Genomic DNA, 14,705 nt, shown 5'->3' on the forward strand with positions numbered 1-14,705 from the left:
ATGAGAGTACTGAGACTCAGGCTGTACGGCATCGCCTTCCTGGTGGTCCTCGCGCTGCTGCTGTCGCTCGCCGTGGCCGTCTACCAGCAGGCGTTCACCTCGGTGGTGCGCATCACCCTGCAGGCCGGCAGCCTCGGCAACCAGCTGGATCCGCGCGCCGACGTCAAACTCCGCGGGCTGCTGGTCGGGGAGGTGCGCTCGGTGCGCGCCGACGGCGAGAAGGCGACCCTGGACATCGCCCTCAAACCGGAGCACGTCGCCTCCATCCCGTCGGACGTGCACGCCCGGCTGCTGCCCAAGACGCTGTTCGGCGAGAAGTACGTCGACCTCGTGCCGCCGCGCGGTTCCGCGGCCCGGCCCATCCGGGACGGGGACGTCATCACCCAGGACCGCACGAAGGCCGGCATGGAACTCCAGCGGCTGCTGAACGACCTGCTGCCGCTGCTGCGCACGGTCGAGCCGGCCCAACTGAACGCCACCCTCTCCGCGTTCGCGACCGCGCTGGAGGGCCGCGGTGACCGGATCGGCGACAACCTCACCCGCGTCGACAGCTATCTGCGCCGCCTCAACCCGCATCTGCCGTCCCTGAAGAAGGACATCTCGCGCTTCGCCGATGTGGCGGAGGTGTACGGGGACGCGGCCCCCGACCTGATGCGCATCCTGCGGAACACGGTCACCACCAGCCGCACCATCGTCGACGAGAAGGACCGGCTGGCCGCCGCGCTGCGCACCACGGCGACCGCGGCGCGCACCGGGGAGGACTTCCTCGACGTGAACGGCGACCGGCTGATCACGCTGGGCCGGGTCTCCCGGCCCACCCTGGAGCTGTTCGCCCGCTACTCACCCGAGTACCCCTGCCTCCTCGAAGGCCTGGTCCGGCAGGACAAGGCCTCCCAGGAGGCCTTCCGGGGCGGCCGGATGCGGATCACCCTCGAGGTCGTACGCCCGCAGGCCGGCTACCGGCCCGGCGAGGAACCGCGGTACGCCGAGCGGTCCGGGCCGAACTGCCGGGGCCTGCCCCGCCCCCAGGTGCCCGCACCGCACACGAAGCTCAACGACGGTACGTCGCCCGGTGGCCCGGGCGGCGCCCTGCCCGGAGGTGTCAAGGTGTCCGCCACCGAGGCCGAGCAGCGGGCCGTGGGCTCGCTCGTGGCCCCCGTCCTCGGCGTACCGGCGGACGAGGTGCCGCCCGTCACGACGCTGCTGTTCGGTCCGATGGCCCGGGGAACGGCGGTGAGCGTCGCATGAGGACCCAGGGAGCCCGTCAAGCGGCCGCCCCACTGGCCAAGTTCGGCCTCTTCGCGCTGGTCACGATCGCGGCGACGGCCCTGCTCGCCGCCACCATCGTCAACGTCTCCCTCACCCCGAAGGACACCTACCGGGCGGTGTTCAGCGATGTGACCGGCCTGGAGAAGGGCGACGACATCCGCGTGGCGGGGGTACGGGTCGGCGAGGTCGAGGGCATCCGGATCAAGGACCGGACGCTGGCCGAGGTCACCTTCACGGTCACCGCGGACCGCCCCCTGTTCACCAGCACCGGCGCGGTCGTCCGCTACCGCAACCTGGTCGGGCAGCGGTACATCGCGCTCACCGAGGGCGTCGGCGGCAGCACCCGGCTGCGGCCCGGCGGCACCATCCCGCTGTCCCGGACGCAGCCCGCGCTGGACCTCAACGCGCTGCTGAACGGCTTCAAACCGCTGTTCGCCGCGCTCAGCCCGGACGACGTCAACCAGCTCGCCACCGAGATCATCAAGACCCTGCAGGGCGAGGGCGGCACGGTGAACAGCCTGCTCGCGCACACGGCGTCGCTCACCACGACGCTCGCCGACCGCGACGAGCTGATCGGTTCCGTGATCGACAACCTCAACTCCGTCCTGAAGACCCTCGACCGGCGCGGTGCCCGCTTCTCCGAACTGCTCAAGCAGCTGCGGCGGGTGATCTCCGGACTGTCCGCCGACCGGAAACCCATCGGGGAGTCCCTGGTGAGCATCGGCGACCTCACCGAGGCCACGTCAGGGCTCCTGCACGACGCCCGGCCGCCACTGAAGGACGACATCGCCGGGCTGGGCGAACTGACGGGAACGCTGAACAAGAACGAGAAGACCGTGGAGGGCGTGCTGAAGCGGCTGCCGAACAAGCTCACCGAGCTGACCGGGACGGCGTCCTACGGCTCGTGGTTCAACTTCTACCTCTGTGACTTCGACGGACGGATCGTGCTGCCGAAGACCAAGCGGGCGCTCACCCCCCAGTTCCAGGTGGCGCGGGCGAGGTGCGGCGCATGAGGATCCGCATCGCGCCGCGCCGGACGCGGCGCCGCCGCCCCGAGCCCCTGGTGAAGGTGCGCGTCCTGCCACCGAAGCTGCCGAGGATCAGGCTGTCCCGGAAGGCGGGCCGCCCGCGGCTGAAGCCCTTCCGGGACCGCAACCCCGTGGTCGTCGGCGTGGCCGGGCTCACCACCCTCGCGCTGCTGACCGTGGCCGCGTTCAACGCCGACAGCCTGCCGGTGATCGGCGGCGGCGAGACGTACAGCGCCGCCTTCTCGGAGGCGGGCGGCCTCAAACCCGGCGACGAGGTGCGGATCGCCGGGGTCAAGGTCGGCAAGGTCGAGAACGTCGATCTGGACGGCGACCACGTCAAGGTGACCTTCAAGGTCAAGGACGACCCGGAGTTCGGCACCGGCACCGGCGCGTCCATCCGGGTCAAGACGATCCTCGGCGCGAAGTACCTGGCGCTGCACCCGAAGGGACCGGGCCGGCTGCGGCCGGGCAGCGAGATCCCGCTGCGGCGGACGGTGTCCGCCTACGACGTCGTACGGGCGTTCAGCGACCTGACGACCACGACGGAGGAAGTCGACACCGAGCAGCTCGCGAAGGCGCTCGACACGATCTCCACCACCTTCCAGGACTCACCCGCCGAGGTCCGGGCCTCCATCAGGGGACTGTCCCGGATCTCCCGGACGGTGGCCTCCCGCGACGAGGCGCTGCGCGAGCTCCTCGCCCACGCGAACGGGGTCACGAAGGTGCTGGCCGCGCGCTCCGAGGACTTCTCCGCGCTGGTGAAGGACGGCGACAAGCTGTTCAAGGAGATCAGCAGGCGGCGTGCCGCGATCCACAAGCTGCTCAAGAGCTCCGCCCTGCTGGGCATCGAGCTCTCCGGCCTGGTCGAGGACAACCGGAAGGAGATCGGGCCCGCGCTGAGAAACCTCAACACGTTCGTCAGGATGCTCGAACGCAACCAGGCGAGCCTGGAACGCAGCGTCAAGCTGATCGCGCCCTACGTCCGGGTCTTCAGCAACACCCTCGGCAACGGCCGCTGGTTCGACTCCTACGTCCAGAACCTGGTCGCCGCCCCGGTGGTGCCACGTACGGGAGGCTCACGATGACCCGGCGCTCACCCGTCCGGCGCACCCTGGTGCTGCTCACCGCGCTCGCGGTCCTCGCCGCGCTCGCCGTCATGCTCTGGCCGCGCCCCGGCACCGTCCGGGTCACCGCGTACTTCCCGCGCACCGTCGGTGTCTACCCCGGCTCGGACGTCCGCGTCCTCGGCATCCGCATCGGCGAGGTCAAGCGGATCACGCCGGAGGGCGGCCGGGTGCGCGTCGAGCTGGAGTACGAGGAGGGCCGCAAGCTGCCCGCGGACGCGCAGGCCGCCATCATCAACTCCTCGGTGGTCAGCGACCGTTACGTGCAGCTGCTGCCGGTGTACCGGAAGGGCCCGGTGCTGCGGGACGGCGACGTCATCCCCGAGTCGCGCACCGCCGTCCCCGTCGAGTTGGACCGCATCTTCGACAGCCTGCACACCACCTCCGAGGCGCTCGGGCCGAAGGGCGCCAACAGGGACGGATCCCTGTCGCGGCTGCTGGGCGTGAGCGCGGACAACCTCGAAGGCCAGGGCGAGAACATCAACCAGACCGTCGAGGATCTCTCGCAGGCCGTCACCACCCTGTCCGACGGGCGGGGTGACCTGTTCGGCACCGTACAGAACCTCCAGGTGTTCACCGCCGCGCTGGCGGCCGACGACCGGAGCGTCCGGTCGTTCAACCGCAGCCTCACCGACGTGGCGGAGCAGCTCGCCGCGGAGCGCAAGGACCTCGCGGAGGCACTGAAGCACCTGGGCGCCGCGCTCGGCGACGTGTCGCAGTTCGTGAAGGAGAACAAGACGTCACTGACCTCCAACGTGCGGGGCCTCAGCAAGGTCACCAAGGTCCTGGTCACCCAGCGCGCCGCGCTGGAGGAACTGCTGGCGGTCGCCCCCACGGGCCTGTCGAACCTGCAGAACGCCTACAACGCCTCCGCCGGCACGCTCGACACCCGCAACAACGCCCAGGGGCCGCAGGACCCGGCGTCCGTCCTGTGCTCCCTGCTGAGGACGACCGGCGACGAGGGCGGCGAGAACCCGGAGTGCGCGGAGCTGAAGAAGCTCTTCGACTCCCTGCCCGAGGTACCGAAGGCCCCCGTCACGACGGGCACGGTCGACCGCACGCTCGGCGGAATCCTGGAGGCACGGGCATGAGCGTCTCCCGCACGACAGGCGTGGCCGCGTGGGCCGCTGCCGGTTCGCTGCTGCTGACGGGCTGCGAGTTCAACGGCTGGTACGACCTCCCGCTGCCCGGAGGAGCGGCGGCGGACGACCGCGCCTACCACGTCACGGTCGAGTTCAAGGACGTCCTCGACCTGGTGCCCCAGTCGGCGGTCAAGGTCAACGACGTCACCGTGGGCGCGGTCGAGAAAGTGGAGCTGAACGGCTGGCACGCCCGGGTGCGGCTGCGCGTCGCAGACTCGGTGAAGCTGCCCGCCAACGCGGTCGCCGATCTGAGGCAGACCAGCATGCTCGGCGAGAAGTACGTGGCACTGTCCCCGCCGGCCGGTACCGCGCCCGTCGGACGGCTTCGCGACGGCGACCACGTGCCGCTGTCCCGCAGCGGCCGCAACCCGGAGATCGAGGAGGTGCTGTCCGCCCTGTCGGCGCTGCTCAACGGCGGCGGTGTCGCCCAGCTGAAGACGATCACCGTCGAGCTCAACAAGGCCCTGGAGGGCCGCGAGAACCGGGTCAGGTCCCTGCTCACGGAACTCGACACCTTCCTCGGCGGCCTCGACGGGCAGCGCGCGGAGATCGTCCGCGCGCTCAAGGGCATCGACCGGCTGGCCAAGCGCCTGCGGACGGAGCGGGAGACGATCGCCGAGGCCGTGGACACGCTGCCACCCGCGCTGAAGGTCCTCGCCGACCAGCGCCGCGACCTGACGCGGATGCTCACCGCCCTGTCGGAACTGAGCAGGACCGGCACCCGGGTCGTGAACGCATCGCGCGACGACGCCGTCGCCGATCTCAAGCAGCTAAGGCCGATCCTGCAGCAGCTCGTCAAAGCGGGCGACGACCTGCCCAACGCCCTCGAACTGCTCACCACCTATCCGTTCCCGCGCAACGTGGTCGACGCGGTCAGGGGCGACTACGTCAACCTCTCGGTCACCGCCGACCTCGACCTGGCGGGCATCTACGGCAACGTCGAGGACAAGCCCGGCGGGTCCGGCGGATCCGGTGAGGGGGACGACGGCCCCGGCACCCCGGACCTGCCGGATCTGCCGGACCCGCCGAAGGTGCCGGACCTCCCGGAGGTGCCCGGTGTCCCGGCACCGAGCGGGCTGCCCAAGGTTCCGCGGACTCCGGCCGAGCCCTCGGCGCCCTCGGACGGCGGGGATCCGCTGTGCCCGCCGGTGTGCACCGCCGGCTACGGCCCCCGAGGGGACTCCGGCCGCCTCCCGGCCGGGATCGACCTCGCGCTCGCCGAGCTCATGCTGAAGGGAATACAGCCGTGATCACACGTACGGTCAAGGCTCAGCTGCTCGCCTTTGCCGTCCTTACCGGCGTCGGCGTGTCGTACGTCGGCGCCGAGTACACGGGCCTGGTGGACGACGTCCTGGACCGCGGCTACACGGTGCGGGCCGACTTCGCGGCGTCCGGGGGCATCTTCTCCGGCGCCGAGGTCACCTACCGGGGCGTGCCGGTGGGCCGGGTGGGTGAGCTGCGGCTGGCCGGCTCGGGGGTGTCGGTGGCCCTGGAGATCGAGGACGACGCCCCCCGTATCCCGGCCGACACCCTGGCGGTCGTCGCCAACCGCTCGGCGGTGGGCGAGCAGTACGTCGATCTGCAGCCCCGCCGCGGCGGCGGCCCGTACCTGCTCGACGGCAGCCCGATACCGCGCGAGCGCACCCGGGTGCCGCTGCCCACCACCGACCTCGTCGTCAGCCTCGACCGTCTGGTCAACTCGGTCGGCAAGGACGATCTGCGGACCACCGTCGACGAACTGGGCAAGGCCTTCTCCGGCACCGGGCCACGGCTGAGCCGGCTGGTGGACTCCGGCAACGAACTCGTCGAGGCGGCGTCCGACACGCTGCCGGAGACGGTCTCGCTGATCGAGGACTCGCGAACGGTCCTCAAGACACAGTCCGACCAGGGTTCGGCCATCAGATCCTTCTCCCGCGATCTGGCGGCGTTCTCGGGGGAGCTGAAGTCGAGCGACGGCGACCTGCGCCGGCTGATCGGCAACGCGACGCCCGCCGGGCAGGAGATCGACTCCCTGCTGAAGTCCACCCGGCCCGATCTGCCCGTGCTGCTGGCCAACCTCATCAGCGGCGGCCAGGTCACCGTGGCTCGGCTGCCCGGAGTCGAACAGGCCCTGGTCACCTTCCCGGTCGTCGTCGCCGGCAGCTACACGGTGATCCCGGGCGACGGCACCACCCACTTCGGCCTCGTCCTGGGCGCAGACGACCCGCCGCCGTGCACCCAGGGGTACGGCGGGACGCGGCGGCGCGACCCCGCCGACACCAGCACGCGCCCGGCGAACACCGGCGCGCACTGCGCGGCGCCGCGCGGCAGCGACACCTCGGTGCGCGGCGCGCAGAACGCCCCCGGCGCGCCGACGGGTGCGTACGGCGCCGAAGGGGCCGCTCACGTCACCCCGTACGACCCGGACAGTGGCACCGCCACCGGCCCGGACGGGACACCCGTCGAGATCGGCTCGACGGGCGGCGAACAGACCGTCTTCGGAAAGGAGTCGTGGCAATGGCTACTCGTCGGACCGATGGCATGAACCTCGGCGGTGGGGAGCGGGTGCGCCGCGGGGCGCTGTCCGCCGGACTCGTCGTCGCGACCGTGCTGACGACCGTGCTGTCGGTCTGGCTGGCCGTGGGGCTGGCCGGGCAGCGCTCGGCGGAGCAGCGGCGGCAGGACATCCTGGCGGCGGCCCGTCAGTCGGCGCTGAACTTCACCTCGCTCGACTACCGCCACTACGGCCGGGACAGCCAGAACGTGCTCAAGAGCGCCACCGGCGACTTCAAGAAGCAGTTCGCCGCGCAGACCGAGCAGTTGACCCGACTCGTCGCACAGAACAAGTCCGTGTCCCAGGGGCAGGTCCTCGAAGCGGGCATCGTGCGGTCCGACGACCGGTCCGCCCGGGTCCTGGTCGTCGCCGACAGCAAGGTGACCAACACGGCCGTACCGGGCGGAGAGCCGCGCACCTACCGGCTCCAGCTCGACCTCGTGCTCAGGAACGGCCACTGGCTGACGTCCGACGTCGAGTTCGTGGGCTGACACCCGAGGTGAGGAGAGAGACCGTGGCGAACACGAACACGCGAGGCCGCGGCGCCGGCTCGCCCGCCCGCCGCACCATGACCGCGGCCGCCCGCGCGGCGGCCAAGCGCACCCGGCGCGGAGAGCACCCCGGGGACGGGGCGCCCCCGCGTGCCGAGGAGCCGTCCTCCGGGCGCACGCTGGTGATCGACGCTCCGGGCGGGTGGGACGACCCGCCGGAGCCCAAGCCGGAGCCGGAGCCCAAGCCGGAGCCGGAACAGGCGCCCGAGGCCGGGGAGGTCCGGGAGGAGAGCGCGTCCGTACGGCGGTTCTGGCGACGGCCGCTCACCGTGGCGCTCTGCGTCCTCCTCGCGGCAGGCCTGGCCGCCGTCGCGGTGCTCGGCTGGCAGTACCGCGAGGGGCGGCGCGCGGAACAGGCGCGGGGCGAGGCGCTCACGGCCGCGCGGGAGGCGGCGCCCGTCGTCCTGTCGTACGACTACCGGCGCCTCGACCGGGACTTCGCCCGGGCCCGCACCCATCTGACCGGCGCCTTCCGTGACGAGTACGGCAGGACGACGGCCAAGGTCGTCGGACCGACCGCCAGGAAGTACCACGGTGTGGTGAAGGCGACGGTGGCCGCACCCGCGAGCGGTGACCGGCCCGCGGAGTCCGTCGTGTCGGCCGGGCCGGACAAGGCCGTGGTGCTGCTGTTCGTCAACCAGGTCACCACGAGCACCCAGGTCACGGGGTCCCGCGTGGACCTGAACCGGGTGCGGATGACGCTCACCCGCACCTCCGAGGGCTGGAAGGTGAGCGCCGTGGACGCGCTCTAGAGCTGTCGGCTCAGGGCGTGGCCGGGGCGGTGCCGTGGCGGCGCTGGCGGTGGGTGTAGGCGGTGACGGCCTGCCAGAGGTGCCGGCGGTCGGTGTCGGGCCACAGGTCGGGGGTGAAGTGCAGTTCGGCGTAGGCCGTGTGCCAGGGGAGGAAGTTGGAGGTGCGCTGTTCGCTGCCGGTGCGCCAGAGCAGGTCGACGTCCGGCAGGTCGGCGAGGGGCAGATGCCGGGCGAAGTCCTCCTCGGTGATCAGGTCGGGGTCGAGGTGACCGGCCCGGACCCGGCGGGCCAGGGCGGCGGCGGTGCGGGTGAGCTCGTCCCGGCCGCCGTAGTCGATGCACATCGTCAGCGTCAGGCCGGTGCGCGTGCGGGTGGTGCGTTCCCGCAGGTGGAGGAGATCGGCCAGGTCGGCGGGCAGACGGCCGGTGCGGCCGTGCCAGCGCAGACGCACGTCCATGTCGCCGAAGGGGTCGTCGGCGAGCTCGCGGCGCAGCAGGTCGAGGATCGCGTCGACCTCTTCGGCGCCGCGCTTCCAGTTCTCGGTGGAGAAGGTGTAGAGGGTCAGGTGGCGCAGGCCGATCTCCAGGGCCCCGTGGACCATCTCGCGGACGGCGCCGGAGCCGGCGCGGTGGCCCTCGTGCCGTGGCAGGCCGCGCCGCTGGGCCCAGCGGCCGTTGCCGTCCATGATCACGGCGACGTGGGCGGGCAGGTCGCCGGACGGGATCCGCGGTGGCCGCTCCCCGCTGGGGTGGGGCGGCGGGGGCCGGAAGGCCGCGGCGGGCGACGGCTGGGCGGGCGCGGGCGGCTCGTGCGGGCCGGCTTGCCGGGACGGCGGGACCGTCAGGGGGGTCAGGGACCAGGCCAGGGCGGCGCGGGCCCGGGCCGGGGCGAGGATGCGGGCGCGGGTGAGGAGCGAGGGGCGGGGCTGGGCGCGCAGGAGGTCAGGACCGGCGGAGTCGACGGCGTCGAGCTGGGCGTGCAGCAGGGCGGCCATGGTGTGCAGGACGGTGGCGGGACCGGGGTGCATGCCACGGGTGAGGCCGTCCTGGGTCACCCACTGGCGGGCGAGGCCGGTCAGGTGGGTGATCAGGCCGGCCACGGCGGGGCTCCAGCGGCGCTCCGCCAGATCGGCCGCGGAACCGGGATACCGGCCGAGGGCCTCGTCGGGCAGGAGGAGGTCGCCCTGGGCCAGGTCGGCGGACAGGTCGGTGAGGATGTCGGTGAGCCGGACGCCGTCCAGGAACTCCTCGTAGCTCTCCCGGGTGTCCAGGCGCAGGGCCACGGGGACGCCGGCCCGGTCGAAGACGGCGCGGACCTGGCCGAACCAGGGCAGCAGGTTTTCCCGGCCCCAGGCACGCCACGCGGCCCAGTCGTCGAAGCGCCTGCCGCGGGTGTCGTCCCTGACCTGGATCATGGCGTCGCGCAGTTCGGACAGGTCCAGGCGCCAGCGGTTCGCGGTGTCCACCAGGGCGTGGCGGACCGGGTCCGGGCCGGCTCCGGTGGCCAGTTCGCGGTGCAGGGCGGCGATCCAGGCCTCCACCCGGGCGGCCCGCTCGGCGGCGGGGACCGTACGGTCGTCGCCCAGGTCGTCGAGGGCGTTGGCGGCCGCCCACAGGGCGTGGAGCGCCGGGCGCAGCGGCGCGGGCACCAGCTGGATCAGCGCGTACTCCGCCGGGTCCTGTTCCCTGGTCAGGCGCCGGCACAGCCGGTACGCCGCCCGCAGGGACGGATCGTCGCCGGTCACCGACGGGCCGGTCGTAGCCGGTCGGTCTGCCGCTGCTGTGGTCGCGGGAGGCGCATCGCTCACAACTAGGACCATACGTCCTGGTTGGGCGTGTTGATCACAGGGGCCCGGTAGGCGTGGGCGATCCGGCCTGCACCGCTTCGGCCCGCTTCTGCCGCTGCCGTAGGCCGGCTACGTCACGGTCCCGGCCCCGGGTCCGGCCGCACGGCCTCGGTGATGCCGGCCCGGGCCGCCTCGAGCTGAGCGGCGAACGCGATGCCGAGGAACAGTGCCACACCGGTCAGGTTGGCCCACAGCAACAGGGCGACGAAGGCCGTCAGCGGCCCGTACACGGCGCCGAAGGAGCCGCTCCGCTCGACGTAGAGCGTCAGCAGCCAGGTGGCCGCGATCCACAGCACCAGATGGACCGCGGAGCCGAACGCCAGCCAGGTGTAGCCCGGTTGGTCCCGGCGGGGAGACCAGCGGAAGATCACCGCCGAGGCGATCCAGGCGAGCGCCACACCCAGCGGCACGTCGAGGGAACCCCACCAGTCGAGCCAGGTGCCGGACCAGCCGAGGGCCCGCACCACCGCACTTCCGACGGCGTCGCCCGCCACCAGCACCAGGAACCCCAGCACCATCGGCATGCCCGCGGCGAGGGCGAGGAGCAGGGACCGCCCGTACTTGGCGAGGAAGGGCCGGTCGCGTTCGATGCCGTAGATGCGGTTGGCGCCGCGCTCCACCTGGGCCATCGCCGAGGCCAGGTTGACCAGGGCGAAGGCCAGGCCCAGCCACATGGCGACGGCGCCCCAGACGCTGGAGCCCGCGCTGCGGGCGGTGCTGTCCAGGGCGTCCTCGACCAGGCTCGCGCTGGCACCGGGCACGATCCGGCCCAGGGTCAGCTCGATGATCCGGCCCACGCTCTCGGTGTGCACCGTGGTGGCCACGCCGACCAGCGCGATGGTGAACGGCACCATGCCCAGGACCACCTGGAAGGCCAGGGAGCGGGAACTGCTGAAGCCGTCGGCGTAGCGGAACCGGGTGAACGCGTCGAGGAACAGCCGGCGGCCTCCGTAGCGCCGCAGCGCGGTGAACGCCTCGTCCCCGGAGAGTTCCTCCCCGATCATGTCCCGCGTCTGCGGGACGTGCACGGCGGTGCCCATCGAGAAGGTCTCCTCCCGTCAGGCGTCAGGCGTCAGGCGTCAGAACGGCATACGGCCCCGGGTGCGACGGCCGGCCGAGCCGCTGCGGCCCACGGCGCGGGAACTGGTGTGGAAGGGCTTGCTGAGCAGCCTGCCCAGTATGCCGGGTGCCTTGCCGCCGGCGCGCGCGCCGGCCCCGAGCGAACGCTGTGTGCCGCGCTCGGGGTGGCGGGACAGGCGGGGAACGAGGAAGGCCAGCACGGCCAGGACCACACATCCGGCGATGACGACGGCGACGATCACGAACTACCTCCTTTGACCGGTGGGAGTGGACAAGTGCCCCGCCACGGCGCCTCTATGTGGCTTCCCCGTCGCCGGTGCCCGCCGTGCCGCCTCGGCCGTCGCGGCCGTCTTCGTCCTCGCCGCCGTCGCCCGGCGCGCTCTCGTCGTCGCGGTCGCCCTCCGCCTGGGAAGGGGTGGGCCGGGGCGTCGGGTCCTGCTCGTCGTCGCGGTCGCCTTCGGCCTGCGACGGGGTCTGGTCGCTCATCACGTTGCCTCCTTGAACCGCAGCCGGCCAAGCCGCTGTCGGCTGCCGTGTACCCCGGTGGGCGCGCGGGCACCGGCCCCGCGCGCGATACCTCCGGGACGCCGGCAGCACGGCCAGGGCGATCACCACCGCGTCACCGCCGCAGTACCTGAACCGCGAGCCGGGGTGCGGGCCGGCCGGGGGGCACCGCCGGGCGGGCCTCTCCCGGCGGTGCCCCACGGGTCAGTCGACGGCCGTCGCTCACCCGTCCTTGCCCAAGGCCTTGCGGACGGCGTCGCGGGTGCGGTCGACCACGGCCGCGAGCGGGCCGAGGGCGATGTTCTTCGCCGCGGACTCCGTGCCCGGGTGCGGGTGGGTCGGGGCCATGGCCTCGGCGGCCTTCAGAGCCGAGGCCATGGACGCGAGACGGTCCTTGTCCGCGTGCCGGCGGATGCGGATGAACTCGTAGCGCTCCTCGGCCCGGGCATGGGCCATCACGTCCAGCCGCAGGGCGAGGAGCTCCGTCAGGAACTTCGGGTCGTCGGTGTCCATGCCGTCCAGCCGGGACAGGACCTCCTTCGCCTCCCGCTCCTCGTCCAGACGGTCCTCCACCACCTGCTCACCGCCCGGCACGTTCGACCGGGTGAAGGGACGGACGACCTCCTCCTCGGCCGTCTCGTGCACGGCCAGCAGCCGGACCAGCCGGCGGAACGCGTCACGCCGCTCGTCCCCGCTGGTCCGCTCCACCTCGTCGAACAGGTTCCGGATGTCGCCGTGCTGACGCGTCAGCAGGGCCACGACGTCGGCGTCGCTCGCGGCGATCTCGGCCACGGTCAGCCCCTCTCCCTCAGAGCGGGGTCCGGGTGCTCCCCCTCGGTCTCCATGCGGTACTCACGGCCGAACATCTCGTGGTGCTGGGCCAGCACGCGCTCGCTGGGCGGCTCCTCGCCGCCGTGGATCCGCTCCTGCATCTCCTCGAACCGCTCGTGCGCGTCCCGGACGTAGCCGGTGCCCAGCGTGGTCAGGTCCATCTGGGTGTCCAGCAGGTCACGTACGAACGCCTTGTTCTGCTCGAACGTGAGCACGTTCGGCAGCTCCGGGGCGAGGATCTCCTCAGGCTCCCGGCCGTCATGACGGCGCATCAGGTCGCAGGCGATCCGCAGGTGCTCGAGCTCCATGTTCAGGTGCAGCTCCCAGACGGCCTTCACCTTCGGGTCGCTCTCCTGCTCCATGAAGGAGTGGTAGAGGTAGCACTCGTTGTACTCGTGGTTGACGAGCTGCTCCCACCACGTCTCACCCGGGTCGACCAGGGACTCGTAGTGGGTGACGTGCTCCTCCTCGATCAGGCCGATCTCCTGGTAGAGCTGCCGCGCGATGGGCTCCATGTACTGGGGGCCGACGTTCATGTAGAAGTTCATGGTCTGCTGCTCCGCCGACATGATGGTCAGGGCGTGCAGCTTGGACAGCGGGTTCGTGGTCGACCGGTCGTACGGCTCGCGCACGTTGTCGTGCGGGTGGCGGTGGTGGAACTTCGTGGGCCGCCCCGGCATCACCTCGGTGAGGCCGTCGACGATCGACTCCGCCTTGCGGTGCTCGATCATCTCGTAGAGGTTGGCGTACCGGTACAGGTGGTCGAAGTCCTCCAGGACGCCGAACTCGTACGCCTGCTTCAGGTACGGGTCGGGCTCGTGGCGGGCGACCCAGCCGGTGAGGTCGACGGCGACCTGCTCGTAGGCGATGGTCGTCTCCAGGACGGAGGCGAGACCCGGCAGCAGCCAGTTGACGGCCTTCTGCTGCTGGTGCTCGACGTAGCGGACCTCGGCGAGCTGCCGTTTGACCTCCGGGTCGGGGCAGCGGCGGGCGAACTGGTGGCTGAAGAGGATCGCCTCGACCTCGATGCCGTTCATCGTGATGACGCGGCAGCGGGTGTAAGGGTCACTGCGGTCGGGATCGACCGGCTCGACGTCCAGTTCCCGCCAGCTGCGGAGCTGACGGTCGAGAGGGATGCCTTGGTGCTCAAGAGGGTTGAAACCCATGGGGGGTACTCCTCGGCAGACCGGAGCGGGCCGCCGCCGAGTACCCGGGGGCCAGGGACGAAAACGGCCGGGCCCATGCGCTCGGGACGACACCTCCCTCCGCCCCGGCCCAGGATCCCGCCGGGCCGGGATTCAGCCCTGGCGGCGGGCGATGGCCCTCTGCAGGGCGGTGCGGAGTTCCGGTGGCGGGGGCGGGCCGTTCGTCTCCGCGCTGGCCGTCACCGCGGCGGCCACGTCCCGGAGCTTGGTGTTGGAGAGCTGTGACGTCTCGCGGAGGATGTGCCAGGCCTCGTCGGAGGTGCAGCCGTGGATGGCCATGAGGATGCCCCGGGCCTGGTCGATGACCGGGCGGGAGGCGATCGCCTGGCGGAGCTGCTCGACCTCCTCCTGCAGGACGTGCAGACGCTCCGCGCGTTCCAGGGAGACCACGGAGGAGCCCAGGGCCGGGGCGCCCTGGTGCGTCGCGGAACGCAGCGGGTCCGAGGTGTCCAGGCCCGCCAGTTCCAGGATCCGGAGCGGCTGGCCGTTCCAGTTGGTGGTCGTGATCGTCAGCGAACGCTGCCGGCCGAAGTCGGTCAGAACGTCCAGGAACTGCAGACCCGCGGTGTCCATGAAGTGCACGTCCCCCATGTCCAGGTCGACCCGCGTGATGGTGTGCGGCAGCTCGGCCAAAGTTCTGGCCAAGGCTTCGGTGCAGCCGTTGACGAGCTCACCACGCGGGGTCAGCTCCGCCCTTTCGGCACACACGCGACCACTGATGAGCAGTGGATTCAGCCCTCCTGTGAGATGTGGTGATGCCGAAGAGGTCATGTCACCGCCTTCTCGGTCCTCGTCGGTCGGGTCCGTTCTCACCGAACTGCACGACGTCACTCGCCCCCG

15 protein-coding genes are annotated in these 14,705 nt (G+C 71.9%); 8 read left to right on the forward strand and 7 right to left on the reverse strand.

What is annotated here, in order from left to right; genetic code table 11:
• From IE212_RS09295 to IE212_RS09330, 8 genes are read left to right on the forward strand one after another with little or no spacing between them, the layout of a single operon-like run.
• Complete coding sequence (locus IE212_RS09295) at nucleotides 1–1,248, forward strand: MCE family protein (RefSeq protein WP_190197250.1); 1,248 nt, start codon at nucleotides 1–3, stop codon at nucleotides 1,246–1,248.
• Nucleotides 1,245–2,282, forward strand: coding sequence for an MCE family protein (locus IE212_RS09300; RefSeq protein WP_190197251.1), 1,038 nt, complete (start codon nucleotides 1,245–1,247; stop codon nucleotides 2,280–2,282). The genes IE212_RS09295 and IE212_RS09300 overlap by 4 nt, the downstream gene beginning before the upstream one ends.
• Nucleotides 2,279–3,382, forward strand: a complete 1,104-nt coding sequence (locus IE212_RS09305) for an MCE family protein (RefSeq protein ID WP_373301365.1) — start codon at nucleotides 2,279–2,281, stop codon at nucleotides 3,380–3,382. The genes IE212_RS09300 and IE212_RS09305 overlap by 4 nt, the downstream gene beginning before the upstream one ends.
• Nucleotides 3,379–4,512, forward strand: coding sequence for an MCE family protein (locus IE212_RS09310; RefSeq protein WP_190197252.1), 1,134 nt, complete (start codon nucleotides 3,379–3,381; stop codon nucleotides 4,510–4,512). Before IE212_RS09305 ends, IE212_RS09310 begins: the two co-directional genes overlap by 4 nt.
• Nucleotides 4,509–5,813 carry an MCE family protein gene (locus IE212_RS09315; protein WP_190197253.1) on the forward strand — a complete coding sequence of 435 codons (1,305 nt, stop codon included), beginning with the start codon at nucleotides 4,509–4,511 and terminating at the stop codon, nucleotides 5,811–5,813. Before IE212_RS09310 ends, IE212_RS09315 begins: the two co-directional genes overlap by 4 nt.
• Nucleotides 5,810–7,087 (forward strand): MCE family protein, encoded by a 1,278-nt coding sequence (locus tag IE212_RS09320; RefSeq protein WP_190197254.1) that lies wholly within the window; start codon nucleotides 5,810–5,812, stop codon nucleotides 7,085–7,087. Before IE212_RS09315 ends, IE212_RS09320 begins: the two co-directional genes overlap by 4 nt.
• Nucleotides 7,060–7,587 carry an Rv1363c family protein gene (locus IE212_RS09325; protein WP_229864163.1) on the forward strand — a complete coding sequence of 176 codons (528 nt, stop codon included), beginning with the start codon at nucleotides 7,060–7,062 and terminating at the stop codon, nucleotides 7,585–7,587. Before IE212_RS09320 ends, IE212_RS09325 begins: the two co-directional genes overlap by 28 nt.
• A 23-nt stretch (nucleotides 7,588–7,610) precedes the next feature.
• Entirely contained in the window at nucleotides 7,611–8,399 is a 789-nt protein-coding gene (locus tag IE212_RS09330) for an Rv1363c family protein (RefSeq protein WP_190197255.1), read from the forward strand.
• Nucleotides 8,400–8,409: 10 nt separating this feature from the next.
• Here the strand turns inward: IE212_RS09330 and uppS are convergent, their stop codons facing one another.
• The 7 genes from uppS to IE212_RS09365 form a co-directional block, all read right to left on the reverse strand.
• Nucleotides 8,410–10,206, reverse strand: a complete 1,797-nt coding sequence (gene uppS, locus IE212_RS09335) for a polyprenyl diphosphate synthase (RefSeq protein ID WP_229864165.1) — start codon at nucleotides 10,204–10,206, stop codon at nucleotides 8,410–8,412.
• A 113-nt stretch (nucleotides 10,207–10,319) separates the two neighbouring features.
• Nucleotides 10,320–11,285 carry a YihY/virulence factor BrkB family protein gene (locus IE212_RS09340; protein WP_190197257.1) on the reverse strand — a complete coding sequence of 322 codons (966 nt, stop codon included), beginning with the start codon at nucleotides 11,283–11,285 and terminating at the stop codon, nucleotides 10,320–10,322.
• Between the two features lie 39 nt (nucleotides 11,286–11,324).
• Nucleotides 11,325–11,567, reverse strand: a complete 243-nt coding sequence (locus tag IE212_RS09345) for a DUF6411 family protein (protein WP_190197258.1) — start codon at nucleotides 11,565–11,567, stop codon at nucleotides 11,325–11,327.
• Between the two features lie 52 nt (nucleotides 11,568–11,619).
• A complete protein-coding gene (locus IE212_RS09350) occupies nucleotides 11,620–11,811 on the reverse strand; it encodes a hypothetical protein (RefSeq protein WP_190197259.1) in 192 nt (63 codons plus the stop codon).
• Nucleotides 11,812–12,051: 240 nt separating this feature from the next.
• Nucleotides 12,052–12,621 carry a hemerythrin domain-containing protein gene (locus IE212_RS09355; RefSeq protein WP_190197260.1) on the reverse strand — a complete coding sequence of 190 codons (570 nt, stop codon included), beginning with the start codon at nucleotides 12,619–12,621 and terminating at the stop codon, nucleotides 12,052–12,054.
• Nucleotides 12,622–12,623: 2 nt separating this feature from the next.
• Nucleotides 12,624–13,826 carry a hypothetical protein gene (locus IE212_RS09360; RefSeq protein ID WP_190197261.1) on the reverse strand — a complete coding sequence of 401 codons (1,203 nt, stop codon included), beginning with the start codon at nucleotides 13,824–13,826 and terminating at the stop codon, nucleotides 12,624–12,626.
• 132 nt (nucleotides 13,827–13,958) lie between these two features.
• Nucleotides 13,959–14,636: an ANTAR domain-containing protein gene (locus IE212_RS09365; protein WP_190197262.1), complete on the reverse strand. Its 678-nt coding sequence runs from the start codon at nucleotides 14,634–14,636 to the stop codon at nucleotides 13,959–13,961.
• Nucleotides 14,637–14,705: the final 69 nt, after the last annotated feature.

The organism is Streptomyces djakartensis, assembly GCF_014651075.1.
Lineage (GTDB): Bacteria > Actinomycetota > Actinomycetes > Streptomycetales > Streptomycetaceae > Streptomyces > Streptomyces djakartensis.